The following is a 25567-nucleotide window of genomic DNA, read 5'->3' as shown; positions in this document are numbered from 1 at the left end:
ACAAAAACCGGTTGGCTCATGATGTTCTCCGGCTCCCAGCCTTACAGATGCGAAATGAGATCAATCAACCATTCGGGATGACGCAAAACGAGGCGGCCGTGACGCGCCCTGAGCTGTCGACGGAGCTCGAAACTCGCAGGAGACACAAGCTGCGCCACGGCTGCCAACCGGCTTGGTGGCAAACCATTAATGGCTTGCTGCCCACTGAATTCTGAATCAAAAGCAAGATATAAGGAGACAAACGACATGCTTCGCGAGATAGCTCGCTATCTGCGGCTGTTTGTGGCCGCGCTTTGCCTGATCTCATGCCTGAGCCCGAATGCTTTCGCCGATGAATATCCGAGCCGCACGCTGACCATCGTGGTGCCCTACGGCCCGGGCGGCGCGGGCGATCTGACCGCGCGCATCTTCGCGCAAAAAATGACCGAACTGACGAAGGCGTCGGTTGTGATCCTGAATCGACCCGGCGCGGGCTTCGTCAATTCGGCGACGATGGTCGCGCACGGCAAGCCCGACGGCTATACCGCGTTTCTGCTCGGTAACGGCACCGCGGTGGCGACGCAGCTTTTCAAAAGCCTGCCGTACAAGATGAGCGACTTCAAGCACGTGTCGACCATTTCGTTCTTCGACCTCGTGCTCCTCGTGAACGGCAATTCGCCGTTCAAATCGGTAGCCGATTTGATCGCTTATGCCAAGGCCCATCCGGGCAAGATGAATATCGGCACGATCGCGACCGGCAGCACGCAGAATCTCGCCGCCGACCTGTTCAAGTCGATGGCCGGCATCGATGCGCAGGTGGTGCCTTACGACTCTACGAGTCAGGTGGTCACCGCGCTGCGCGGCAACGAAGTGCAGGCCGCGTTCGAAATCATGCCCTCGGTGATCGGCCAGATCACGTCGAAGGCGCTGACTCCGCTAGCTGTCACCGGTGACAAGCGATTCTCCGGGCTACCGAACGTACCGACGCTCGCCGAGAGCGGATTGAAGGGCTATGAAGCCACGTCGTGGAACGGGCTGAGTCTGCCGGGCGGCACACCGGACGCGATTGTCGACGCGCTCGCGAAGGACGCGGCCGCGGTCGGCGCATCGCCCGACGTCAGGAAGAAGCTGCTCGATCTCGGCGCCGACGCGCGCTCGAGCACGCCCGCCGAAATGACGGCGCGGGTGAAGGCCGACCAGGACAAGTGGAAGGTCGTCATCGACAAGGCAGGTATTCCGCGTCAATAGTGCGTCGAGTTTCGATCGACCGACAGGAGCCGATTTCATGAGACATGTAGTTATCCGAAATATTTATCGCGCCAGCGAGAAGACCATCGATGCGCTGCGTGCGGCCGGCACGGCGACCGTGCACGAGGCGATGGGCCGTATCGGTTTGATGAAGCCGTATATGCGGCCGATCTGGCCCGGCGCGGCAGCGGCCGGCAGCGCGGTGACAGTGCTCGCCCACCCTGGCGATAACTGGATGATTCACGTCGGCATCGAGCAATGCAAACCCGGTGACATCCTGGTGGTGGCGGTGACCGCGGACAACACTGACGGCATGTTCGGCGAACTGCTCGGTACGTCGATGCAAAGCCGCGGCGCTGCCGGACTCGTGATCGATGCCGGTTGCCGCGATGTGGCACCGCTCAAGGAGATGGGTTTTCCCGTCTGGTCGCGTGCGATCTCGGCAAAAGGCACCGTAAAAGCAGTGCTGGGCAACGTGAACCTGCCGGTGGTCTGCGCGGGCGTGGCGGTGCACGCCGGCGACGTGGTGGTAGCCGACGACGACGGCGTCGTGATCGTGCCGCGCGCGGATGCCGACGCGGTAGCGCAGGCGTCCGCACAGCGCCTCGCAAAGGAGGGCCGTTCGCGCGAACGCCTGAAGGCGGGCGAGCTGTCGCTCGACATCAACGCGATGCGGCCGCAACTGGAAAAACTCGGCCTGATCTACGTCGACACGCTCGAACAGGCCGCGAAACTCGACGCGGGCCGCTGACGCGGGTCCGCGACCCCCATCGCGCGATCACAAACGGACCGCGCCCCATCCACAACGGAAGACGACACATGCCAAACGACAGACTGCCGCTCAAGATCGCGATTGCCACCTACGGACACACCGCCGCCGTGAAAGACGGCCGCGCACGCATCGAAGGTGTCGCCCCCGACTTCGTCGAGATCAATCCGATCATCGCGGCGTTTCGCCGGATGGTGCGTGACGTCGAGTTCGACGTGTGCGAGATGGCGCCGGCCACGTACATGATCGCGCGGGCTGCCGGTGCGCCGTTCAAGGCCTTGCCGGTGTTCGTGTTTCGCCGCTTCCATCATGGCGGTTTCGTCTATCGCGACGATGCCGGCATCCGGCAGCCGAAAGATCTGGAAGGCAAGACGGCGGGCGTGCGTGCGTATTCGGTGTCGACGGGTATCTGGACGCGCGGAATCCTGCAGAACGATTGCGGTGTCGATATTTCGAAAGTGACCTGGGTGGTCGACGATGAAGAGCATGTCACGTCGCTGCGTTTGCCGCCGAACGTCGTGCATGCGCCGCAGGGCCAGTCGCTTGTCAGCATGATGGCGGAAGGCAGTCTGCAGGCCGCGTTCACCGGTCCGGCAGGCCTCGGCCGCTCGGGTGCGCCGAAGGAAGGGTGGGACGCATCGAAAGCGCAGCAGGCGCCCGTCTACGCCGAAATGTTCGCGGATCCGCTCGCGGCCGAAAAGGACTGGTTTCGACGTACCGGTATCTATCCGGTGCATGGCCTGATCGTCGTCAAGGATGAACTGCTCGCGGCGCATCCGTGGCTCGCGAAGTCGCTGTTCGACGCGTTCGTCGAATCGAAGGAACTGTACCTGCAGCAGTTGCAGCGTGGCGAGATCGAGACCGATGTCGATCGCCACTACCAGAAGATGGCCGGGATCGTCGGCGATCCGCTGCCGCTGGGGATCGGACCGAACCGGCCGGCGATCGAAGCGCTGATCCAGTACTCGTATCAGCAGGGGCTGCTGCCGAAGCACTACGCGATCGAGGATCTGTTCGTCGATCCGCAGGCGGCCTGAGTCAATGGCGTGTGATGCTTCGCGCGAAGCGTCCCTAACGAGAGGAAGAGCTGGAATGATCATCGACTGCCATGGGCATTACACCACCGCACCGCGTCAGCTGGACGATTTCCGCAAGCATCAGGTCGGCTGCCTATGCGGGCAGGACCACGAGCCGCAGAAAGGCGAACTGAACATCAGCGACGACGAGATTCGCGAAAGCCTCGAAACCGCGCAGCTAAAAATCCAGCGCGAGCGCGGCACCGATCGCACGATCTTCTCGCCGCGCGCGGTCGGAATGGGGCATCACATAGGCAACGAAACCACCAGCCGCCACTGGTCGGAGCACTGCAACGAACTGATCCAGCGTGTCTGCGAGCTGTATCCCGACAACTTCATCGGCGTCTGCCAGTTGCCGCAGAGTCCGGGCGTGTCGCCCGGGCACTGCATCGCCGAACTCGAGCGATGTGTCGAGGAATTCGGCTTTGTTGGCTGCAATCTGAATCCGGATCCTTCGGGTGGCCACTGGTCGGACCCGCCGCTCACCGACAAGTGGTGGTATCCGCTGTACGAAAAGATGGTCGAGCTCGACGTGCCCGCGATGGTTCACGTCAGTGGCTCCTGCAACCCGAACTTCCATGCGACTGGCGCGCACTACATCAACGGCGACACGACGGCATTCATGCAGTTTCTGACGTCGAAGCTGTTCAAGGATTTTCCGACGCTGCGCTTCGTTATTCCGCACGGTGGCGGCGCGGTGCCGTACCACTGGGGACGCTATCGCGGCATCGCGCAGGACATGGGGTTGCCGCCGCTCGCCGAACTGCTGCTGAACAACGTTTACTTCGACACGTGCGTGTATCACCAGGCCGGCATCGATCTGCTGACGAAAGTGATTCCGGCCGACAACATCCTGTTCGCGTCGGAAATGGTGGGTGCGGTCCGCGGCATCGACCCCGAGACAGGGCACTACTTCGACGATACGCGCCGCTATGTCGATCAGGCGGCGTGGCTGAGCGCGCAGGACAAGGAGAAGATTTTCAGCGGCAACGCGCACAAGGTTTACAGCAGGATGAACCGCTCGACGAAGCGGTAAGCGGCAAACACGCCGATACAACAACGAAAAAAAACGAAACAGGCCGATTCAGGCCAGGATCATGGAGACGACGATGAAAAACAAGCTTCGGAGAGATAATAAGGAATCCAATATAAGTCTGCGAAAACGCGAAAGATCAGGTTGACCGGAAGAAAGCCGGAAAGCAACCGGAACGAAGGTCGTATCGCGTGGCTCGCCGCCGACAAGGCGCGAGCCGGGAGAGGGTTTTCCAGACTATAGGGATGACAGATGATCAGGAGATTCGCGATGATATCGGCGATAGGCCTGCTGTCGGGCGTAGCGCACGCGCAGTCGATGGTCACGCTTGCCGGCGTGGTCGACGGCGGCATCCGTTTTACTAACACCGGCGCAGGCAGCCAGTATTCGATGAATTCGAACGGCCTGTTCACGTCGAACCGGCTCGATTTCGTCGGCAAGGAAGATCTGGGCGGCGGCTATAACGCGCACTTCCAGCTCGAAAGCGGCTTCAACCTCGGCAACGGCGCGCTCGACAACACGAGCGGCATGCTCTTCAACCGGGGCGCGTTCGTCGGTGTCGGCGGCTGGTTCGGCTCGCTCGACTTCGGCCGTCAGTACACGATCGCGCACGACGTAGTATTCGACTACGACCCGTTCAACTTCGAATACCCCGGCATCATCCCGCTGACGCCCGCGACCGACGGCACGCGTTTCAGCAACGACGCGAAGTACACCGGCGAGTTCGGACCGCTGCGGGTCCGTGCGGAGAATTCGTTCGGTGGCGTCGCCGGCGATTTCAACTCGGGTTCCGCGCGCGGAGTCGGTGCGCAATACAAGTGGGGCTGGCTGAACGTCGGCGGTGCATACATCCATCGAACCGTGCAGGCCGGCACGACCACGACCTATCAGCCGGACAACTACTACGTAATGGGCGCGGCACTCACCTTCGGTGCGCTGCGTTTCGCCGGCGGTTACATGAACGAGAACCAGGACGCGGGGCCGCCGGCCGCCGACGTGCGCACGCTCAACTATTGGGGCGGTGCCACGTACGACATCAATCCTTACCTGCGCGTCGGCGTGGGCGTGTACATCACCGACCTGCCGAATTCGAGTGGCAAGCGCAGTCAGGAGCTCGGGAGTCTTGTGTATTCGCTGTCGAAGGCGACGCGTCTCTATGCCGAAGTGGACTACACGAAGTTCGGCGGGAGCTATGTGACCAGCAAGACGCTGAATGCGACTGGCCAGCCGCACCAGATCGCAGTGTCGGTGGGTATCAATCACGGGTTCTGACGCAGCGATGTAGCAGTGGCGATCACGATCAGGAGTGTGCGCGAATGAAGTATGTGAATTTCGGCAATACGGGTTTGCAGGTGTCCCGTCTGTGCCTCGGCTGCATGACGTTTGGCGATCCTCAGGCGGGCACGCACGAGTGGACGCTCGATGAAGCGCACGCGCGGCCGGTCTTTCAGGGGGCGATCGAAGCAGGCATCAATTTTTTCGATACCGCCAACAGCTATTCGGCAGGGACAAGCGAGCTGATTCTCGGCAAGATGGTAAGGGAGTACGCGAAGCGCGACGAAGTGGTGATCGCGACCAAGGTGTACTGGCCGATGCGTGCCGACCCGAATGGCCGGGGCCTGTCGCGCAAGGCGATCATGACCGAAGTCGACGCGAGCCTGCGGCGGCTCGGGACCGACTACATCGACCTGTATCAGATGCATCGATGGGACAGTACGACGCCGATCGAGGAGACCCTCGAAGCGCTGCACGACGTCGTGAAAGCAGGCAAGGTGCGCTACATCGGTGCATCGTCGATGCATGCGTGGCAGTTCTGCAAGGCGCTTTACGTCGCGCGGTTGCATGGATGGACGCGCTTCGTATCGATGCAGAACCATCTGAATCTGCTGTACCGCGAGGAAGAGCGCGAGATGCTCGGCCTGTGCGGCGATCAGGGCATCGCGGTGATGCCGTGGAGCCCGCTCGCGCGCGGCAGATTGACGCGGCCATGGCAAGACACGCCGGCAACGATCCGCGCTCAGACCGATGCATTCTCCCGAAAGATCTACTCGGCGACCGGGGAGCAGGACCGCAAGGTGGTCGAGGCGCTCGGCGAGGTTGCCGACGCACGCGGGCTGCCCTATGCGCAGATCGCGCTCGCGTGGCTGCTGCACAAGGCAGGCGTGACGACGCCGATCGTCGGCGCGTCGAAACTTCAGCATTTGCACGATGCGCTCGCCGCACTCGAAATCGAACTCTCGCACGAAGAGATCACGGCGCTGCAGGCACCGTATGTTCCGCATGCGGTAGCGGGTTTCGGTTGATGGCGCCGAAGCCGGATCGGTACCTGTCCCAACTTGTTTCGATATTTCCGCAGTGCCAGTATCGCGAGAGACACCCAGAGGAGACACCAGTGATGAGCGCTGGCAGTAGACAAAGGTGGTTGGACGCGCCGATGCGCGACTACTACGGTGGTGCGTTGATGATGCTGATCGGTCTGGGCGCGATCGTGCAGGGCGCAAGTTACCGCATCGGTTCGCTGACGGCGATGGGGTCGGGTTTCTTTCCCGTCGCGCTCGGCGCGATCCTGGTGTTGCTCGGCATCTGCATCGCCGGCTCGGCGCACCGCACGCCGCGCGACGCGGTGACCGATGAGCCCGCGCCGATCGAATGGCGCGGCTGGCTGTGCATCCTCGGCAGCATCGTCGCGTTCGTCGCGCTCGGCAAATATGGCGGCCTGCTGCCCGCGACCTTTGCCGTCGTGTTCATCTCGGCGCTCGGCGACCGTGACAACTCGATCCTGAGCGCACTACTGCTGGCCCTCGCGATGTCGGCCGTCTGCGTCGTCGTGTTCTGGTGGGCGTTGCAGTTGCAGTTTCCATTGTTCACCTGGGGGTAACGCATGATCGGACAGTCTCTTGCCGCGTTGTGGCAGGGTTTCGGCGTCGCGTTCGAGCCGCATAACTTCGTCTGGTCGTTCGTCGGCGTACTGGTGGGCAATCTGATCGGCGTGCTGCCCGGCATGGGGCCGCTGTCCGCGATCTCCATCCTGCTGCCGCTCACGTACTCGATGCATGCGGTGCCGGCGATCCTGATGCTCGCGGGCATCTTCTACGGCTCGCAGTACGGCGGCGCGATCGGCGCGATCCTGCTGAATCTGCCGTGCCATCCACCGCATGCGGTGACCTGCCTCGACGGCTATCCGCTCACGCGCAAAGGCAAGGGCGGCACGGCGCTTGGTATCACGATGGTGGCGTCGTTCGCGGCGGCGTCGTTCGGCATCGTCGTGATGGTGTTCGCGTCGCCGCTGCTCGTCAATGTCGCATTCAAGTTCGGGCCGGCCGAACTCTTTTCGATCATGCTGCTCGGGCTACTGGCCGGCGGCACGATGTCGAGCGGTTCGCGCGTGAAGGGTGTCTCGATGACGGTGATCGGTCTGCTGATCGGCGTGGTCGGCGCTGACTCGACGTCGGGCACCGTGCGTTTCACGTATGGGTTCACCGAGCTTGCCGACGGCATCCAGCTGGTCGCGCTCGCGCTCGGCCTGTTCGGTGTCGCGGAGTTTCTGCGCAACGTGAACCGGATGCAGGTGGTCGGCAGCGGCGCGAAGCTGCGGCTGCGCGACATGCGGCCGAGCGTCGCGGAATTACGGCAGGCGTTCTGGCCGATCGTGCGCGGGACGTCGGTGGGAACGCTGTTCGGCGCGATGCCGGGAACCGGGCCCACGATCACCACGTTCATCGCGTACGCGCTCGAAAAGAAGATTTCGAAGCATCCGGAGCGCTTCGGTCACGGCGCGCTCGAAGGCGTGGCGAGTCCCGAAGCGTCGTCGCACGCGAAGACGCAGATCGACTTCATCCCGACGATGAGCCTCGGCATCCCCGGCGATCCGGTGATGGCGTTGCTGCTTGGTGCGCTGCTGATCCATGGCATCCAGCCGGGCCCGCAGTTGCTCGGCGATCATCCGGACATCTTCTGGGGTTTGATTGCGAGCTTCTGGATCGGCAACGTGCTGCTCGTGCTGCTTAACGTGCCGCTGATCCAGGTGTGGGTGCGGGTGCTGCAGGTGCCTTACCGTTTTCTGTACCCGGCTGCGTTGTTCTTTATCGCGGTCGGCGTCTACAGTACGAACAACAGTCTGTTCGAAGTGGGCGAAGTGCTGGTGTTCGGTTTGATGGGCGCGGTGTTCGTCGCGCTGAAATTTCCGATCGCACCGATCATGCTCGGCTATGTGCTCGGGCCGATGGTCGAACAGAATTTCCGGCGTGCGCTGTTGTTGTCGCACGGCAGCCTCGACATTTTCATCGACCGGCCGATCAGTGCGGCGTTTCTCACCGTCAGTCTGCTGTTGTTGCTGCTGCAGGGCTGGTTCGCACTGCGCGGTCGGTTCGGCGGCAGAAACGGCGGTAAGCGCAGCACCGACGGGTTGCCGCGGCCACCGACGATCGAAGAATCGCAGTCCGTCGAGCGGGCGCGCTATCCCGATCCCGTGATCGCCGCTCCCGCGGGACGCGACAAATAGCACACCGCAACACGAGCCGTTCAGACGCGCATAAAACCCGGAGACACGATGAGCCAACTCGACTGGTATTTGACCGTCAACCTGAAGGCTCGTCACCTTCGACTGCTGGTCGCGGTCAACGACTTTCGCAATCTGCGGCAGGTCGCGTCCAATTCGTACATCACCGTGCCCGCGGTCTCGAAGGCGCTCGGCGAAATCGAAAGTGCACTGGGCGTCAAGCTGTTCGAGCGCACGGTCAACGGGCTGAGACCCACCGCCTACGGCGAATGCGTGGTGCGCCATGCGCGGACTGTGCTGAGCAACCTGAACCAGACGGCCGAAGAGATCAAGGCGCTGCAAAACGGCAGTGCCGGTAAGGTCAACGTCGGCGCGCTGCCGACGCTCATCTCGACGATCATGCCGAGGGCACTCGCACTGCTCAAGCAGGATTCGCCGCATACGAACGTGGCGATCCTCGAGGGCAGGATGAGCGCGCTGCTGCAGGAATTGCGACGCGGCGATCTCGACATGATCGTCGGGCGCCTGCCTAACCGGTCGGACACGATCGGCTTGCAGGAGCAGGTGTTGCTCGACACGCCGATCAAGCTCGTCACCGGGCCGCAGCATCCGCTCGCGGGCAGAAAGAAACTGCAATGGTCCGACCTGAGCGGCTTTCCGTGGATCCTGCCACCGCCCGGTTCGCTGCTGCGCGAGCCGATCGAGAATACGCTCGCGCGCCATGGTTTGCCGATGCCGTCCAACTACATCGAGACGCTGTCCACGCATCTGATCCGCGCGTATATCCAGATCAACGATGCGATCGCGCTGCACACCGTGGACATGCTGTACCCGTATGCGGACGTGAGTCCGATCCACGTGCTGCCGCTCGATCTGAGCCTCGTCACGCGGCCGCTCGGCGTGGTGTGGCGGGCAGACAAACCGCTTGCACCGAGTGCGGCATTGCTATTGCGCTGTCTCGAGACGGTGTGTCCCGCTATCGTGGCGGGCCATCAGGCTGATGCCACGCTCGTGAGTGTGAAAACCGCCTGATACATGACGGTTTCTTGTTCTTCGCTTGGTCGTTGTTTGCCACGCGTAATCACCCATCCATCGCCACGCTCGCGTTAACCCATCGGTTAACGCGAGCGTGCTTTATTTCAATAGACGGCAATTGCGCCCGGCACGATGATGTACTTGACGCGTCAATAAGCAGTCGAGGCCGCAGTAAGGCACTTTGCGTGGGACCAGAGTAAGCGCTAACAGCGACCGACAAAGGAGACAACATGCGTATCCGGATAACGAATTTCCTGCGCTGGACGGCGGCCACCCGCCGTACGGCCACTCGAGCCGGCGCGACATTCATGCGCCAGATTCCCGGGCATCTGACGGTGCTGATCGATCTCTATAGCGTCGGCGACCTGCACGAGCCGCGACGCTAGCCCAGCCGTCGCGGCAACGCGGCGCGCCTCCTTCTTTCGATAGCCCTACCACCGGTTCGCAGCGTGCCGGGCGATTGCGCCCGACCCGAGCGGGTCGGCGCGTGCGGTCGTCCCTTACTTTCATCAGGAGAACGCTTCATGCCGACAAGAATCCTCGACATCCATCCGCACGTGATTTCGACGGACGAGAAAAAATATCCACGCGATCCGCTCGGCGGCAAGCAGTCGGTCTGGTCGCAGGAACGCCCGACGTCGTATGAGCAACTGCTGGCCGCGATGGACGAAGCCGGCGTCGCGAAGGCTGCGATCGTGCATTCGTCGACCTGCTACGGCTTCGACAATTCGTACTGCGCGGACGCCGTGGCCGCGCATCCCGATCGCTTCACCGGCGTGTGCTCGGTCGACATGCTTGCACCGGATGCCGCCGAGAAAATCCGCCACTGGGTCGGCCGCGGGATGACGGGGCTGCGTCTCTTCACCGCCGGCAGCACGATGCAGGGGCAGGGCGACTGGCTCTCCGACCCGCGCTCGTTCGCCGGCTGGGAATGCGCGGCCGAGCTGAACCTGCCGGTATGCGTGCAGGCACGCATCCAGGGTATTCCGCAACTGAACGTACTGATCGAACGTTTTCCGACCGTGCGTATCGTCATCGATCATCTGCTGAGTCCCAACCTCGAGGAAGGGTCGCCGTATGCCGGCGCGGAACCGCTCTTCGCGCTTGCGAAGCACGACAACATTTACCTGAAGCTGAGCAGCGTGATCATCCGCCAGGCGCGCGCCGGCGACGCGACGCCGGAATCGTTCTTCCCGCGCGTCGTGCAGGCGTTCGGCGCGAAGCGCATTGCGTGGGGTTCGAATTTTCCAGCGTCGCCCGGTTCGTTGAAGGCAATTCTCTCGGACAACATGCAGGCGATCGAGTGGCTGCCCGACGAAGACAAGGAGTGGATCTTCAACCGCACCGCATCGCAACTCTATCCGGCCCTCGCATAAAGGAGTTCGTCAGTGAACGCTTCGCAACGCATTCCCCTGCATATGCTGCTCGGCAATTACCCGAGCACCCAGGCGCTGAAGGACGGCACCGTGCGTTCGGATCTCGTCGAGCTGGAATTCGCCGATGTGCCGCGCCCGAACAATGCCTTCAAACGCGTCGTGCGCGATTTCGAGTTCGACGTCGCCGAGCTGGCAATCATCACGTTCCTCATGGCGAAGGCGCGCGGCAAGCCGCTGGTGCTGCTGCCGGCGGTAATGATCGGCCGCTTCCAGCATCCGTACATCCTCTACAACGCGGAGCGCGGCACGCTGTCGCCCTACGAGCTGAACGGCAGACGCATCGGCCTTCGCTCGTACTCGGTCACGACCGCGACGTGGGTGCGCGGCATCCTGCAGTCCGACTACGGGCTCGATCTGGCGAGCGTCGAATGGACCACATTCGAAGAGCCGCACGTCGCCGAGTTCGTCGATCCACCGAACGTGCATCGCGCGCCGGCCGGCAAGGAGCTGATGCAGATGTTGCTCGACGGCGAGATCGATGCGGCGATCGTCGGCGACGGCGCGAAGAGCGATCCGCGTATCAAGACGCTGTTCGCCGATCCCGCCGCCGAAGCCCAGGCCTGGCACAGCCGCAACCAGGCGATCCAGATCAATCACATGGTCGTGGCGAAACAGTCGCTGCTCGACACGCATCCGGAAGCCGTGCGCGAAGTGTTCCGTCTGCTCGAGGAAAGCCGGCGGGTGGCCGCATCTAGCGGCGGCAAGGCCGAACCGGCGTTCGGCCTCGAGGCGAACCGGCGCAACATCGAAGTGGCGATCGACTACTGCGTACGGCAAAACCTGATCGACCGCCGCCTGTCCGTCGACGAGCTGTTCGACGACGTGACGCGCGTGCTGGGCGCGTGAGTCGATGAGGAGCGTCGCTGCGTTATCGATCATGACGTGCGACGCTCGTCGCCGGCGCCCAACGTGGCTACGCGTCGCGACAGTCGCGGCGTGCTGCATCGCGTTTGTGCTCACGGTCGGCGTGCGCGGTGCACACGCGGCGAGTGGCGACGACTACCCATCGCGCGCCGTGAACATCGTCGTGCCGTATGCGCCAGGCGGTGCCGGCGACCTGACCACGCGCGTGTTCGCACAGAAGCTCACGCAACTGGTCGGGCAACCGGTGATCGTGCTCAATCGCCCCGGCGCCGGCTTCGCCAATTCCGCGACGATGGTCGCGCACGCGCGCCCGGACGGCTACACGATCTTTCTCGGCGGCAACGGCGCGGCAATCTCGTCGGTGCTGTTTCGCAGCCTGCCTTACCGGATGAGCGATTTCACGCAGGTATCGACGGTCGCGTTCTTCAGTCTGGCGCTGGTGGTCGACGGCCATGCGCCTTACCGCAATGTCGCCGACCTGATCGCCGATGCGAAAGCGCACCCGGGCAAGCTGAACATCGGCACCGTGTCCACCGGCAGCACGCAGAATCTCGTTGCCGAACTGTTCCGGTCGAAAGCGGGGGTCGATCTGCAGGTCGTGCCGTTCGAATCGTCCGGCGAGGTGATGGCCGCGCTGCGCGGCAATTCGGTGCAAGTGGTGCTCGAGGTGATTCCGTCGGTGCTCGGCCAGATTTCGTCGGGCGCGGTGCGCGCGCTCGCCGTGACGTCGGCATCGCGCTTCGCCGGACTGCCGCAGGTACCGACGCTCGCCGAGAGCGGTCTCGCCGGGTTTGATGCGACCTCGTGGAGCGGGCTCAGCGTGCCGGCGAAGACCGACGCCGCGATCGTGAACCGGCTCGCTGCTCAGACGGCGACGGCGCTCGCCGATCCCGACGTGAAACGCAAGATGCAGATGCTGGGCGCCGACGCGCGCGCGAGCACGCCGGCACAGATGAGCCGCCTTGTCGATGCCGATACGGCGAAGTGGCAACGGGTGATCGAGCAGGCGGGCATACCGCGGCGCTGACAGGCTCGGCGCCCTATGAGGAGAATGAGAGTCATGGCGATTCAAGAGGCGCAATCCTCAGCGGCAGTAGCGAAGGCGCCCGTCTGCGGTTCGTCGCATCCGCGCACGGGCGCCCGCATTCTCGTCGACGCGCTGGTCGCGCAGCGTATCGATACCGTCTACTGCGTACCGGGAGAAAGTTTCCTCGCGGTGCTGGACGCATTGCACGACACGCCTGACGTACGCAACATCGTGTGCCGTCACGAGGGCGCCGCGGCCAACATGGCCGACGCGCACGGCAAGCTGACGGGCCGGCCCGGTATCTGCTTCGTCACGCGTGGTCCGGGTGCGACGCACGCGAGCGTCGGCGTGCACACCGCGTTCCAGGATTCCACGCCGATGATCCTGTTCGTCGGACAGGTCGCGCGTGGCCACGCCGAACGCGAAGCGTTCCAGGAGATCGATTACCGGCGCATGTTCGGTCCACTCTGCAAATGGGTCGCCGAGATCGAGAGCGCCGCGCGCATTCCCGAATACGTCGCACGCGCGTTCAGCACGGCGATGTCGGGGCGCCCTGGACCGGTCGTGCTCGCGTTGCCGGAAGACATGCTCGTCGAGTGCGCGGAGGTGGCTGATCTGCCATGGCGCGACGGCGTGCATGCCGCACCGCGCTCCAGCGACATGCAGCGGTTGCAGCAGATGCTCGCGCAAGCGGAGCGACCGCTTCTGATCGTCGGCGGCAGTACGTGGACCGAGGCGGCGCGCGACGATCTCACGGCGTTCTCGCGCGCGCATGCGCTGCCGGTCGCCGCGGCGTTCCGCTTCCAGTCGCTGTATGACCATCGGTACGACAACTACGTCGGCGATATCGGGCTGGGAATCAATCCGCGTCTCGCGCAACGCGTGCGCGATGCCGATCTGGTCGTGGCGATCGGGACGCGCCTCGGCGAGGCGACGACGGGCGGCTACCGGCTCGTCGATGCGCCGAAGCCGCGCCAGAGCCTCGTGCACGTCCATACCGGTGCGGAGGAACTCGGCCGCGTCTACCACGCCGATCTGGCGATCAATGCGGGCATGGTCGAGTTCGCGGCGGCGCTTGCCACATTGCGTCTGCCGTCCGCGCCGGCACGGGCCGCGTGGCTGGCGACCGCTCGCGCCGGGTATCTGCAGCACGCGACGCCGCGCGATCCGGCCGCCGTCGGTGCGGTGGATCTCGCAAGAGTTATCGAGATGTTGAGCGAGCACCTGCCCGACGAAGCGATCGTCAGCAACGGCGCGGGCAACTACACGGTGTGGCTGCATCGGTTCTACCGCTATCGCGGCTTCGCGACGCAGCTTGCGCCGACCAGCGGCGCGATGGGTTACGGCCTGCCCGCGGCGATCGCGGCGAAGCTCGCGTACCCGGACCGTCCGGTGGTCGCGCTGGCCGGCGACGGCTGCTTCCTGATGTACGGCCAGGAACTCGCGACCGCGATGCGCTACCGTGCCGCGGTGATCGTGATTGTCGTGAACAACGGCATGTATGGGACGATCCGGCTGCATCAGGAGCGCCATTATCCAGGCCGCGAATCGGGCACCGCGCTGACGAATCCGGACTTCGTGAAGTTCGCCGAATCGTTCGGCGCCTACGCGGAGCGGGTCGACACGACGGATCAGTTCGCTGCAGCGTTCGAGCGCGCGGTCGCCGCTGACCGTCCCGCGCTGCTCGAGCTGATCACCGACGCAGACATCGCGACGCCAGACCAGCGGTTCAGTGCGTTGCGGGCTCAAGCCGCTGCCAGCCGCGGGGGGTGAACTGGCCTGGCGAAATCCGTGCGTCGCAGAGGGTCGGGTTTCCGGGCACGCTTCGGCCATTGCCATAGATCGTTGTCCGCCAGCGGTGGTGCGAGGAGGCCAACCTGCTCGCAGCAGATTCGGACGATCGCTTCGCCGTGCGATGGCGGTGCCTCGCGGCCCGCGGTAACCGGTTAGCCCGGGCCATTCCGCTTTCCGGCGACGGGGATGTCCGCCGCATCCAGCGCGGTCATCGCGACGCGTGTTGTGAAGGGAGCGCACGCAAAAAAAACGGGCCGCCTCTCGGCGACCCTAATACGTGGAGTCTCCACTCTACGGAGCCAGCCTTAAGCGTCGCTTAAATGCGGCCTCTCACGGTTCGCCTTTACTGCACATCCTCGCAGCTGGCCGCGCGTAACGCGTGTTCGGCCGCGACGGCGGCGTCGCGATAGGCCGCAGAGTCCGGTGCGAATTGCTGCTTCTGCGCGGTGGCGACGGCGGTGCGGGCCAGCTTGCTGCAGCTCAGCCGCTTCGCCCACGGGCTGTCGTCGTTGCTGACGATCACGAAATCATTGGGGAAACCGACCAGGTAGCGGACCGTGAATTCGTCGCCTTGCTGTGGATAGGTCGTCGCGGTGTGCGGCGGGTAGACGTTGAAGTCGTCGTCTTCGAACGAGGTCTCGACGATCTTGCCGTCGGCGGTACGCACGAGCACGTTGTAGCCGATCACGCGATGTCTGTTGTACACGGTGCCCGTGCCGTAACTGCCGACGATCGTCGCCTGACCCTGCGCGCCGAAGCGATGAATCAGACGCACGCCGACGTCGACACCGACGAGCAGGTTCGCCAGGACGAGCGCACCGCAGAGCGGAATGACCCACATCGCGTGGCCGAGCCGGCGCCTCAGCAGCCCGCCGCAGAACATGACCAGTACGACGCCGGCGGGCAACACGTAGAAGCGCCAGAGTGCGAGCGTCCATGTCACGTGCAGGACAGGCCCGAGCGCGGCGCTGGCGGCGGACGGAACGTACGGAGCCGGATGCCAGCCGGACGCGGCGGGCGCCGTGCCCGGGCTCGAAGCCGGGGCCGGAGCCGGCACGACCGGATCGGGTGGCAGGTCGGGTTGCGGCACGACGGTCGCGCCGGCAGCTTCGAGCGCCGCGCGCTGCACGCGATAGTCCCAGCCGGGCGCGGCTCGCGCAGCAGCGGTCACGTTGCCGACATTCAGCTCGACAAGATACGGACCATGTACGGCCGACACCGACTCCGGATGCTGCGAGTCGACCAGCACGCGATCGGTCGGGTCGGCTGTCCGCACCACGTGACTCGCGGGATAGAACGGCGTGTTGTCATGCTGACGTTTCAGCGCGGCCGCGTGATTGCCGAGATCGGACCGCTCGAAGGTCGCCTCGCCCTGGTTATCGACCCACCCGTTCGGCTTGCCGGATGCATCCTTCACGTCGAAGCGGCAGCGCGTCGCACTACCGGCCTGCGACGCGAGTGTCGAACGGGTCAGTGTGAGCAGTCCGAGTACGTGTTGCGGGTCGATCTGTGCGCACAGGTCGGCCGCGGCTTTTTCGTTCGTCGGGCCGAGCACGTGCGTGCCCGCCGCGGTGAACGCCAGCGTTTCGAACCGCAACGCCCAGTCCGGACGATCCTGGCGCGCGTCGACGGTCTCCGCATGCACGATGGCGGCATCGGCGCCGTGCAGCGCGACGATTTCGTCGCGGGATACCCGGATCAAACGGTCACGGGTGTCGTCGGTGCGGGTCAGGAACGGCGGCACGGCGTCGCCGAGTTCGCGTGTCTGCCGGCGCGCGTGAGCCGCGTCGGCGAAATGATAGAAATCGAGCGACAGGGTGCCGTCCGGCGGCGCGTCGTCGGTCAATCCTTTTTCATGGGTGAGCCAGACGCAGCTCGATTTGCCGGGCGCCGGGTGGCTCGACGTGACGCGCATCGCGTAGTTCGGCGACGCGATCAGCGCTGCCACGTCGGTATCGGCGTTCTGAACGAGCGTGCACGCGTCGGGGTCAGGACGATCGTCCGCTGCTGCCGCATGCGCGGTGCAAGGAATCAGCGCGAACGCGAGTGTCAGTGTCGCCAGTGCGCGGCGCAGGAACCTGTTGCGTTGGGCAGGCCGGTGTCTGGCAGGAAGCCGCATCCGTTTTTCCTGTGCATCGGCGTGACCGCAGCATGAACGATCGCGGCGGACGCGGCGAGATGATGGACCGGCCTGAAGAGCGGCCGGCCCAGAAATGGACCAGCCAGGAGTATCGAGAGGATGCTCGCCGCCTGTCAAGGCAAGCGGCGGGTCTGGAAGGAGTGTGAAAGCAAAGCGGTGAGACGTGGTGAAAGCGGCCCGGCGCAGTCAGCCTCCAAACAGCCGGTGTTCCGCGTGGACGGTCTGTCGGTCGACCGCCTGTAGACGCCAGAAACCCGTAGCGGGCCGACGCGCAGGCGACGAAGCCCAGGCCGCCGCGCCCTCCGCCGAACTGACGCGCTGTCGACGGTCCACGGACAGGCCGCGCAACGTGCAGAGCGGCGCATCGGCGCTCGGTGCGCACAGCATCGTTACGCCGTCGACGTCGCGCAGATCGCCGCCGGGCGGAAGATCGATCCCTTCGTGCGCTTCGCGGGACCACCGGTGTTCGTCGGTGTCGAGCCAGAGCACGGCGTAATCGTGGTTCACGGTGGGATCGGAACCGTTGATCAGGATGGTGAGGCGCATCGTCGTTCCACACGTGAGGCATGGATCTAAAAGTGTAGAACGGGATGTGAATTATTCAAGTTCGCTTCCTGTCGAATACCGGTGCGTTCCACCTTGCGCCACATCACGCAAGATCGAGCGACGCAGTCATATCGCCGAGCGGCGCGAGCCCGTTCTGCGCGAACGCGCGATCGCGTACCCGCACGCCGTCGAGCGGGGCGAGACCGTGCACGCGGCTGATCAATCGCAGGATCGAGTTCGTGTCGTAGACGGTGTGATCGATGTAGCCCTTCTTCGCGAGCGGCGACACGACGAGTGCCGGAATCCGCGAACCCGGACCCCAGCGATCGCCTCGCGGTGGCGCGACCGGATCCCACCAGCCGCCATTCTCGTCGACCGTGACGATCACTACCGTATGCGCCCACTGCGGACTGCGCTGCAGATGGTCGATCACGGTCGCGATGTGACGGTCGCCGGATTCGACGTCCGCGTAACCCGCGTGCATGTTCAGGTTGCCCTGTGGCTTGTAGAACGTGACCGGGGGCAGGCGACCCGCATCGACGTCGGCGAGCAGGCGGTTGGTCGACGGATCGTCGCCGACGCCCGCGTCGCGCAGATGCCGCCGGCGTGCGTCGGTCCCCGGCGCGAAGCTCGCGAAGTAGTTGAACGGCTGATGGTGATACTGAAAATCCGGCATCGCGCCGGTGTCGAGATGATCGAGCGCGTACTGCCATGCACCGCCGTACCATGCCCAGTCGACTCCCTTCGCCGAAAGCCGGTCGCCGATCGTCGCGTAGGTTTGTGGGGGTAACACCTTCGGGTCCGAGGGATTGGCGAGCAGCGGATCGCCGCCGGGCGCGGGTCGTACAAAACTCGGCTGATACGGTGAGGCAATCGTGTTCACCGCGAAGCCATCGGCGGTGAAAATTCCATCGTTGACGTATTTCGGCGGACCGTCGATCGCCGAAGCCGGCGAGTTCGCGGCGAGCTTCAGCCGCGTGCCGGTCGGGTCGTCGCCTTCGACCACCGACACGAGACGCTTCGCCGGGCTGGCGTGCACGTTCGGATAGAACGGCGCCTGCGCGGAGATCAGGAAGATGTGGTTGAGCCACGAACCGCCGAATGCCGCCATGAAGAAGTTGTCGCACAGCGTGTATTGCTGCGCGAGATTCCACAGCCGCAGCGTCTGCGCGGAATTGCGGTAATGTCCCATTACGAGGCCGCCGGAGTCGGCCCACGCGGCGAACTGGTCGTTGCGTCCCGCGTTGATCTGCATCTGGTTCTGATAGAAGCGGTGCACCAGGTCGCGCGTGATGATGCTGTTCGGCAGCGGCGCGCCCTGTGCGTCGGTCAGATGGAACGGGCCGTTGCGCAGGCCGTCGATGGCGCTCTCGCCGATCATGTAGCGCTTGCCGTCCACCTCCTGCGCCTGCGGCACGAGGCCGCCCCAGATTTTCGGCAGATTCGGCAGCGGCGTCTTGCCGTCGCGGTCGAGCTGAACGTAGCGCGACGCGGGCACCGCATCGAGCGGATGCTGGACGCCTGGAAAATTGCCGTACAGATTCGCGAAGCTGCGATTCTCCGCATAGATCACGACGATGTTGCGCACCTGGTCGTGTAGCGCGGCATCCAGCCGGAGATCGGCCGCGCTGCGCTGCGCGCCGTTGTCCGCCGAGCCGGTCTGCGAGGTCTCGCAACCCGCGAGCACGAGGCCTACGCCGACTGCAGCGATGCCGGTCAGTACGCGGCGGCGCTCGGGATCGTCGGGGGCGTCGGTGGCGTCGGCGGCGATAGCGGGGAGGTTCGGATCGTTCTCGTTCATCGGCAGGGCTCCAGAATCCACGGGAAGGAAGGGCGCGGGCGACCGGCAGCCTGAAGCGGCGTCGGCCTTCGACCACCGTGCATCCTGACACGCCGTGGGTGCGAACGGCAACCCGCGCCTGAGTGGAACTCTTATCCTGCCCCGCTCTTACAGCGCCTTGCGATAGACGACGAAACCCGAGCGCTCGGCGACGCCGTCATAGAGCCGCATCGCGGTCGCGTTGGTTTCGTGCGTGAGCCAGTACACGCGTGCCGATCCGCTGGCCTTCGCACGAACGCACACGCTTTCGATCAGCGCACGGCCAATCCCCTTGCCGCGCTCCGACGCGAGCGTGAACAGATCCTGCAGATAGCAGGTCGGCCCGGCCAGCGTCGTGCTGCGATGAAAGATGTAGTGCACGAGGCCGACCAGTTGACCGTCGCGTTCGGCGACGAGCGCATGCATCGGTTCGTAGCCGTCGAAGAAACGGCTCCACGTGAGTTCGGTCATTTCGCGCGGCAACGCGGTTTCGCCGGCGCGGCCGTAGAACGCGTTGTAGCCGTCCCAGAGCGGTAGCCACGCGGCGAAATCGTCGGGTGTGACGGGGCGAATCTGAAGGGTGGTGTCGGTCATGGGTAGGCTCCCTGGAAAAACGTAGTCACGGCTGCGTCGCGCATGCATAAACCGCGGCGGCCCATTGCGCGTTGCGGTCGTCTGGTGCGGGTGGGTCGGCGCCGGCACGCATCGCGGATGCTTCGCGCAGTTCCGCCGCGACGCATGCATCCAGTGTGGCGCGCGCCTGTTCGGTGGGCCGCAGTGTCCAGTACGCAAACGCCACGAGCACCGCAAGCACGATGTACACGCAGGCGATGCAGACCACCACACGATGTGCACGATGGGGCGGGTCTGAAAGCACCTGGTCGACGGATGCGGTATTGCGGGTCACGGGAACGATCCTTTACGGGTACGGGTCGACGGTTTCGATGGGCTCAGCATAGAAAATTTGTGGCACCATTGTTAGCTCCACCTCAAACGCAAAAAATGGAGCCACGAACGTGGACTACGCGCTGCTGATGTCGAACTTCGCGAAGCGGGCGGCCGGCCGCAAGCTGACCCAGCAGAACCTGCTGTACGAGAGCCTGCGTCAGGCGATCATCGACGGCGATCTGCGGCACGGCACGCAGCTCGTGCCGACGCGCGCGCTGGCCGAGCAGCTCGACATCGCGCGTAATTCGGCGCTGTATGCCTACGAGCGCCTCACCGAAGAGGGATTCATCACGACCAGCCGGCACGGCTCGGTGGTGAACCGTGTCGCGTTTCCGGCGGCGATCGATCCACGCGGCGGCGGGGCGCCGGCAAGCGGTCTGTCGAAGCGCGTGAGCAGTCTGCCGCGCGAGCGCGGCCGGCCCGACGACCCGACGCCGTTCCGTCCGGGCGTGCCGGCGCTCGACGAATTTCCGGTCGCGCAGTGGCGCGCGTCGGTCGAGCGCGCGTGGCGCACGATCGATGCGTACGAACTCGGTTACGGCGACAGCGCGGGCCACCCGGCGCTGCGGCGCGCGGTGGCGGAATACGTGCGCGTGTCGCGCGGCGTGCGCTGTACCGCGGACCAGGTGTTCATCACGCCGGGCACGCAGACCGGCCTCGATCTGTGCGCGCGCCTGCTCGCCGATCCAGGCGATATCGCGTGGGTGGAGAACCCCGGCTATCACGGCGCGAAGGCCGCGTTCCACACGGCGGGCTTACGGCTCGTGCCGATCCCGGTGGACGGTTCCGGCATCGCGCCGACACCGCGCGACTGGCGCGACGCGCCGCCGCGGATCGTCTACACGACGCCGTCGCATCAATATCCGCTCGGCTGCGTGCTGAGCCTCGAGCGGCGGCGCGCGTTAATGGAGAACGCGATCGCCGCCGGCGCATGGATCATCGAAGACGATTACGACAGCGAACTGCGTCACAGCGGTCCGCCGCTGCCGGCCATTCAGGGACTGACGGCGGATGCGCCGGTCGTCTATCTCGGCACGTATAGCAAGACGATGTTCCCCGCGCTGCGGATGGGCTTCATGATCGTGCCCGCGCATCTTGTTCGGCAGATCGACGAAGCGTTGAGCGAGATCGCGCGGCAAGGGCGTGTCGCAGAGCAGGTCGCGCTCGCCGATTTCATCGACAGCGGCAAGTACGCGCGCCATCTGCGGCGGATGCGGCGGCTCTATCAGCAGCGCCGTGTCGCGCTGGTCCGTGCGATCGACAGGCAGATGAGCGACCTGGTCACACTGTCCGTGGACGGTGGTGGAATGCATCTCACGGTGCGTCTCGATGCACCGCTAAAGGACCGCGACGTGAGCCAGGCATTGCGCGGTCACGGGCTGTTCGCCGCACCGCTGAGCGCGTACTGCATGCCGGGTACGGGCGCGTCGCGCTACAACGGCTTCATGCTCGGCTATGCGGGCGTGCCGGCGGAAAAAGCCGATGCATTGATCGCGCGATTCGCGCGTGTGATCCGCGGGATGTTGCCGCGCGAGCGCGCACGGCAAGACGACGCTTCGCGTGTGCTCAGCGTCGATCCCGCGTAACGGGCGAACGGTAAAAAGAGGAAGCGGGGGAAAGCGGCGATCAGTGTCGCGATTGGCGCAGCGTTTCGCGAACCTTCTTCGCGACGAGGAGCGGCATGTAATCCATGATCCGGGCGTCGGCCTTGTAGTCTGCCAGCGTGTCGGCGTAGATCTTCGAGACGGTCTCTGCGGGCGTATTCGTTTCCGCTGCGATGGCCTGTACGACTTCGTCGACGTTGGGCTGAGGCTGACGCGTCATGGGATTCTCCGAGGGGGTGAACGGGCAGGGTTTCCATTAGAGGATGCGGGTCGTCGCTATGCCAATTAAATTGGCCTATCGGAGTCGGCCTGCGCGCATGCCGTTTTTCACGATCTCGCCCGAGGCGCCTTGCTGGATGGGTGTACGCCATATTCAACCTTTTGGTTGAATATGGCGGCGGATATACCTATACTCGTGGACATGTCGAATCCCGATCTTTCTCTCGACGGTGTCTTTCACGCGCTGTCCGATCCGACGCGTCGCGCGATGCTGGCGAACCTTGCCGGTGGCGAGCGCAACATCGGCGAGCTGGCTGCGCCTTTCGCGATTTCGTTCGCGGCGGCATCGAAGCACGTGAAGGTGCTCGAACAGGCCGGGCTGATCCGGCGCCGCATCGAAGGTCGCACGCATCTGTGCCGGATCGAGGCGGGACCGCTCGCCGCGGCCAACGAATGGCTGAGCTTTTACGAGCGCTTCTGGGCCGTCCGGCTCGATACGCTTGAAGAGCTCTTGCAGCAGGGCAATGCCGAGTCTGACGGCATGCCTTCATCTACCTGACGAGGGCATCTCAATGATGGACGACAGCGATTTCGGTGTAGCGAGCGGCACTCAGACCGTGCGTTTCGAGCGTCTGCTGCCGGGGCCGATCGAGCGAGTGTGGAGCTATCTCGTCGATTCGGACAAGCGCGGCCAGTGGCTCGCGAGCGGCGTCATGCCGACGCACGTCGGCGGCGAATTCCAGATGCGCTTTCATCACGCCAGCCTGTCGCCGGAGATCACGCCGACGCCCGCGCGCTTCGTGAAATACGAGAACGGCGTCACGTCGACGCATCGGCTCACGCGCAACGAGCCGCCGCACGTGCTCGGCTTCACATGGGGCGACGGCGTGGACGGTGGACAGTCCGACGTGCTGATCGAACTGACCGAACACGGCGACAAAGTGCGCTTCGTGCTCACGCACAGCAAACTGTCGGGCCGCGGCGGACAGGTGCAAGTATCGGGCGGATGGCATACCCATCTTGCCGTGCTGGTCGAACGCCTGAACGGTCGCGTGCCGGTTTCATTCTGGACGTTGTTCGAAGGCGTCGAAGCGCAGTACGACGTGCGTTACCCGAAGGACTGACGTACGCAACTGCCCCCGGGCTTTTCCATTTCACCCCGCCATCCAGGGGGTCTTTCTTCCATGTAGTTGTATTTAGAAACTATGCTGCCTTACACTTCGATGTAGTTGCGATTGGCAACTCAATGAAACATCGGGATTCGAAGGAAACGGGCATGCATGGTGGAACTGCCGATACATCGCAGGGGCACACCGCTGGTGGCGCAGCGTCCAACGCGCTGCCGATGAGCCGCTCGCTCGTGCTGCTGTTTGCCGTCGCATGCGGACTGAGCGTGGCGAACGTCTATTACGCGCAGCCGCTGCTCGATCTGCTCGCACGCGATTTCGACGTGAGCCGCGCATCGATCGGCATGGTGATCACCGCGACGCAGGCCGGTTGCGCGCTGGCGCTGGTGCTTCTCGTGCCGCTCGGCGACCGCACGAATCGTCATAGGTTGATGGCGGCGCAACTGGGGTTGCTGGTGCTCGCGCTGATCGCGGTCGCGTGTGCGACGAGCGCACCGATGCTGCTCGCCGGCATGCTCGCGACGGGTATGCTCGGCACGGCGATGACGCAGGGCTTGATCGCGTATGCGGCGACCGTCGCGGCACCGGGCGAACGCGGTCGTGTCGTCGGCGCCGCGCAGGGCGGCGTGGTGGTCGGGCTGCTGCTCGCGCGCACGATGGCCGGCTTCGTCGCCGACCTCGCGGGCTGGCGTGCCGTCTATCTGACGTCGGCCGCGCTCGCATTGCTGATGTTGCCGGTACTGTGGCGCACATTGCCCGCGCAATCCGCACCGGTTGTGCGAATCGGTTATCTGCGGCTGCTCGGATCGATGCTGTCGCTGCTCGCGCACGAACGCACGCTGCAGATTCGCGGCACGATCGGCATGCTGATGTTCGCGGCGTTCAGCGTGTTCTGGAGCGCGATGGCATTGCCGCTGAGCGCGCCGCCGTTCGCGTTGCCGCACACGGCGATCGGTGCGTTCGGTTTAGCGGGTGCCGCTGGTGCGCTCGCTGCGGCGCGTGCGGGCCACTGGGCCGATCGTGGGCGCGGACAGTGGACGACCGGCATTGCGTGGCTCGTGTTGCTGCTGTCGTGGTTGCCGGCGGCGTACCTGTCGTCGAGCCTCGCGTTGCTCGTGGTCGGCGTGCTGCTGCTCGACCTTGGTGGGCAAGCAATCCACGTGACGAACCAGAGCATGATCTTTCGTGCACAGCCCGACGCGCACAGCCGGCTCGTCGGCTGCTACATGCTGTTCTATGCGGCGGGAACCGGCGCGGGCGCGCTCGCGTCGACACACATGTACGCGTGGGCAGGCTGGACCGGCGTGTGCATGCTCGGCGCGGCAATCACGTTGACGGGTCTGACGTTCTGGGCCGTCACGCTGCGCGCAATGCCGCGTGCCGCCGCGTAGCAGCAGCGCACTTCATCAAGATCCGAGCAACGCGCAGAACCGTTCGAGATCGACGTTGCCGCCGCTGACGATTACGCCCACGCGCTTGCCCTGTAACTGCGTCTTCATCTGCCGCGCGGCGGCGAAGCCGAGGCAGCCCGTCGGTTCGACGATGAGCTTCATCCGTGATGCGAAAAAACGCATGCAGTCGACCAGTTCGGCGTCGGTAGCGGTCAGCACGTCGTCGACGTCGCGGCGGATGATCTCGAACGTGTAATTGCCGAGATGCTGCGTTTGCGCGCCGTCGGCGATCGTCTTCGGCGTATCGATGTGGACGATCTTGCCGGAGCGGAACGACTGCTGTGCGTCGTTGCCCGCTTCGGGCTCGACGCCGTACAGCTTGCAGTCCGGCGACAGCGCGCGAGTCGCAAGCGCCGAACCGGACAGCAACCCACCGCCACCGAGACAGACGAACAGCGCATCGAGCGGTCCCACTTCCTCGAACAGTTCTTTCGCTGCGGTGCCCTGGCCGGCGATCACATCCGGATGATCGTACGGCGGAATCAGCGTGAGACCCTGCTCAACGGCCAGCTTGCGGCCGATCTGTTCGCGGTCTTCGGTGTAGCGGTCGTACATCACGACCTTACCGCCATAACCCTTCGTGGCCGCGACCTTCGACGCTGGCGCATCGTGCGGCATGATGATGGTCGACGGAATGTCGAGCAGCGAGGCCGACAGCGCGATGGCCTGCGCATGGTTACCCGACGAGAACGCGACGACGCCCGCGCGTCGCTGCGCGGCATCGAATTTCGACAGCGCGTTGAACGCGCCGCGAAACTTGAATGCGCCCATGCGCTGCAGGTTTTCGCATTTGAAGAACACCTGTGCGCCGAGTTCCGCGTCGACCGTGCGCGAGTGCATGACGGGTGTGCGATGCGCGTGACCTTCGATTCTTTGGGCGGCGGCGGCAACGTCGTCGTAGGTGGGCAGCGTGAGCATGTTCATGGCCTCGTGATCGTGTGAGCGCAATAAGCG

General features: G+C 64.5%; 26 protein-coding genes. 19 read left to right on the top strand and 7 right to left on the bottom strand.

Features of this window, described 5'->3' with window-relative positions; translation table 11 throughout:
• The 15 genes from ACREXZ_RS22275 to ACREXZ_RS22205 all read left to right on the top strand — a co-directional run.
• Positions 1 to 215: hypothetical protein (locus ACREXZ_RS22275; protein WP_431766282.1), on the top strand; the 215-nt coding region annotated here is incomplete at its 5' end.
• 31 nt (positions 216 to 246) lie between these two features.
• Entirely contained in the window at positions 247 to 1227 is a 981-nt protein-coding gene (locus ACREXZ_RS22270) for a Bug family tripartite tricarboxylate transporter substrate binding protein (protein WP_431766281.1), read from the top strand.
• A gap of 37 nt (positions 1228 to 1264) precedes the next feature.
• Positions 1265 to 1978, top strand: a complete 714-nt coding sequence (locus tag ACREXZ_RS22265) for a 4-carboxy-4-hydroxy-2-oxoadipate aldolase/oxaloacetate decarboxylase (RefSeq protein ID WP_431766280.1) — start codon at positions 1265 to 1267, stop codon at positions 1976 to 1978.
• Between the two features lie 68 nt (positions 1979 to 2046).
• Entirely contained in the window at positions 2047 to 3033 is a 987-nt protein-coding gene (locus ACREXZ_RS22260) for an ABC transporter substrate-binding protein (protein WP_431766279.1), read from the top strand.
• Positions 3034 to 3088: 55 nt separating this feature from the next.
• Positions 3089 to 4108: an amidohydrolase family protein gene (locus tag ACREXZ_RS22255; RefSeq protein WP_431766278.1), complete on the top strand. Its 1020-nt coding sequence runs from the start codon at positions 3089 to 3091 to the stop codon at positions 4106 to 4108.
• 267 nt (positions 4109 to 4375) lie between these two features.
• Positions 4376 to 5377 carry a porin gene (locus ACREXZ_RS22250; protein WP_431766277.1) on the top strand — a complete coding sequence of 334 codons (1002 nt, stop codon included), beginning with the start codon at positions 4376 to 4378 and terminating at the stop codon, positions 5375 to 5377.
• Between the two features lie 44 nt (positions 5378 to 5421).
• Complete coding sequence (locus ACREXZ_RS22245; protein ID WP_431766276.1) at positions 5422 to 6408, top strand: aldo/keto reductase; 987 nt, start codon at positions 5422 to 5424, stop codon at positions 6406 to 6408.
• Between the two features lie 131 nt (positions 6409 to 6539).
• Positions 6540 to 6983: a tripartite tricarboxylate transporter TctB family protein gene (locus tag ACREXZ_RS22240; protein WP_431766275.1), complete on the top strand. Its 444-nt coding sequence runs from the start codon at positions 6540 to 6542 to the stop codon at positions 6981 to 6983.
• Positions 6984 to 6986: 3 nt separating this feature from the next.
• Positions 6987 to 8606 carry a tripartite tricarboxylate transporter permease gene (locus ACREXZ_RS22235; RefSeq protein ID WP_431766274.1) on the top strand — a complete coding sequence of 540 codons (1620 nt, stop codon included), beginning with the start codon at positions 6987 to 6989 and terminating at the stop codon, positions 8604 to 8606.
• Between the two features lie 48 nt (positions 8607 to 8654).
• The gene (locus tag ACREXZ_RS22230; RefSeq protein ID WP_431766273.1) at positions 8655 to 9635 is read left to right on the top strand and encodes a LysR substrate-binding domain-containing protein; all 981 of its coding nucleotides are present in this window, start codon (positions 8655 to 8657) and stop codon (positions 9633 to 9635) included.
• A gap of 233 nt (positions 9636 to 9868) precedes the next feature.
• Complete coding sequence (locus ACREXZ_RS22225; protein WP_431766272.1) at positions 9869 to 10024, top strand: hypothetical protein; 156 nt, start codon at positions 9869 to 9871, stop codon at positions 10022 to 10024.
• A gap of 138 nt (positions 10025 to 10162) precedes the next feature.
• The gene (locus ACREXZ_RS22220; protein WP_431766271.1) at positions 10163 to 11014 is read left to right on the top strand and encodes an amidohydrolase family protein; all 852 of its coding nucleotides are present in this window, start codon (positions 10163 to 10165) and stop codon (positions 11012 to 11014) included.
• A gap of 12 nt (positions 11015 to 11026) precedes the next feature.
• Positions 11027 to 11920 (top strand): phosphate ABC transporter substrate-binding protein, encoded by an 894-nt coding sequence (locus tag ACREXZ_RS22215; RefSeq protein ID WP_431766270.1) that lies wholly within the window; start codon positions 11027 to 11029, stop codon positions 11918 to 11920.
• Between the two features lie 31 nt (positions 11921 to 11951).
• Positions 11952 to 12965: a Bug family tripartite tricarboxylate transporter substrate binding protein gene (locus tag ACREXZ_RS22210; protein WP_431766269.1), complete on the top strand. Its 1014-nt coding sequence runs from the start codon at positions 11952 to 11954 to the stop codon at positions 12963 to 12965.
• A gap of 33 nt (positions 12966 to 12998) precedes the next feature.
• Positions 12999 to 14738: a thiamine pyrophosphate-binding protein gene (locus ACREXZ_RS22205; RefSeq protein ID WP_431766268.1), complete on the top strand. Its 1740-nt coding sequence runs from the start codon at positions 12999 to 13001 to the stop codon at positions 14736 to 14738.
• Positions 14739 to 15102: 364 nt separating this feature from the next.
• On the opposite strand, the gene ACREXZ_RS22200 is transcribed toward ACREXZ_RS22205, so the two are convergent.
• The 5 genes from ACREXZ_RS22200 to ACREXZ_RS22180 all read right to left on the bottom strand — a co-directional run bounded on the left by ACREXZ_RS22200 (position 15103) and on the right by ACREXZ_RS22180 (position 20171).
• Positions 15103 to 16878 (bottom strand): hypothetical protein, encoded by a 1776-nt coding sequence (locus ACREXZ_RS22200; RefSeq protein WP_431766267.1) that lies wholly within the window; start codon positions 16876 to 16878, stop codon positions 15103 to 15105.
• Between the two features lie 207 nt (positions 16879 to 17085).
• Complete coding sequence (locus ACREXZ_RS22195) at positions 17086 to 17445, bottom strand: DUF3564 domain-containing protein (RefSeq protein WP_431766266.1); 360 nt, start codon at positions 17443 to 17445, stop codon at positions 17086 to 17088.
• Between the two features lie 103 nt (positions 17446 to 17548).
• Positions 17549 to 19246, bottom strand: a complete 1698-nt coding sequence (locus ACREXZ_RS22190) for an acid phosphatase (RefSeq protein WP_431766265.1) — start codon at positions 19244 to 19246, stop codon at positions 17549 to 17551.
• A gap of 147 nt (positions 19247 to 19393) precedes the next feature.
• Complete coding sequence (locus ACREXZ_RS22185; RefSeq protein ID WP_431766264.1) at positions 19394 to 19858, bottom strand: N-acetyltransferase family protein; 465 nt, start codon at positions 19856 to 19858, stop codon at positions 19394 to 19396.
• A gap of 25 nt (positions 19859 to 19883) precedes the next feature.
• Entirely contained in the window at positions 19884 to 20171 is a 288-nt protein-coding gene (locus ACREXZ_RS22180; RefSeq protein WP_431766263.1) for a hypothetical protein, read from the bottom strand.
• 109 nt (positions 20172 to 20280) lie between these two features.
• Here ACREXZ_RS22180 and ACREXZ_RS22175 point away from each other — a divergent pair, with 109 nt between their 5' ends.
• The gene (locus ACREXZ_RS22175) at positions 20281 to 21798 is read left to right on the top strand and encodes a PLP-dependent aminotransferase family protein (RefSeq protein WP_431766262.1); all 1518 of its coding nucleotides are present in this window, start codon (positions 20281 to 20283) and stop codon (positions 21796 to 21798) included.
• A gap of 40 nt (positions 21799 to 21838) precedes the next feature.
• Here the strand turns inward: ACREXZ_RS22175 and ACREXZ_RS22170 are convergent, their stop codons facing one another.
• Positions 21839 to 22036 (bottom strand): DUF3562 domain-containing protein, encoded by a 198-nt coding sequence (locus ACREXZ_RS22170; protein WP_133646445.1) that lies wholly within the window; start codon positions 22034 to 22036, stop codon positions 21839 to 21841.
• A gap of 201 nt (positions 22037 to 22237) precedes the next feature.
• Between ACREXZ_RS22170 and ACREXZ_RS22165 the strand changes: the two genes are divergently transcribed.
• From ACREXZ_RS22165 to ACREXZ_RS22155, 3 genes are all read left to right on the top strand, one after another.
• Positions 22238 to 22594: an ArsR/SmtB family transcription factor gene (locus ACREXZ_RS22165; protein WP_431766261.1), complete on the top strand. Its 357-nt coding sequence runs from the start codon at positions 22238 to 22240 to the stop codon at positions 22592 to 22594.
• A gap of 13 nt (positions 22595 to 22607) precedes the next feature.
• Positions 22608 to 23159 (top strand): SRPBCC family protein, encoded by a 552-nt coding sequence (locus ACREXZ_RS22160; protein WP_431766260.1) that lies wholly within the window; start codon positions 22608 to 22610, stop codon positions 23157 to 23159.
• Positions 23160 to 23311: 152 nt separating this feature from the next.
• The gene (locus ACREXZ_RS22155) at positions 23312 to 24553 is read left to right on the top strand and encodes an MFS transporter (RefSeq protein ID WP_431766259.1); all 1242 of its coding nucleotides are present in this window, start codon (positions 23312 to 23314) and stop codon (positions 24551 to 24553) included.
• 15 nt (positions 24554 to 24568) lie between these two features.
• Here the strand turns inward: ACREXZ_RS22155 and ACREXZ_RS22150 are convergent, their stop codons facing one another.
• Positions 24569 to 25537 carry a threo-3-hydroxy-L-aspartate ammonia-lyase gene (locus ACREXZ_RS22150; protein ID WP_431766258.1) on the bottom strand — a complete coding sequence of 323 codons (969 nt, stop codon included), beginning with the start codon at positions 25535 to 25537 and terminating at the stop codon, positions 24569 to 24571.
• Between the last annotated feature and the right edge of the window lie 30 nt (positions 25538 to 25567).

Source organism: Paraburkholderia sp., assembly GCF_050742655.1.
Lineage (GTDB): Bacteria > Pseudomonadota > Gammaproteobacteria > Burkholderiales > Burkholderiaceae > Paraburkholderia.
Note: the sequence above shows the minus strand (reverse complement) of the source record. Positions and strands in the feature narration are given on the sequence as shown.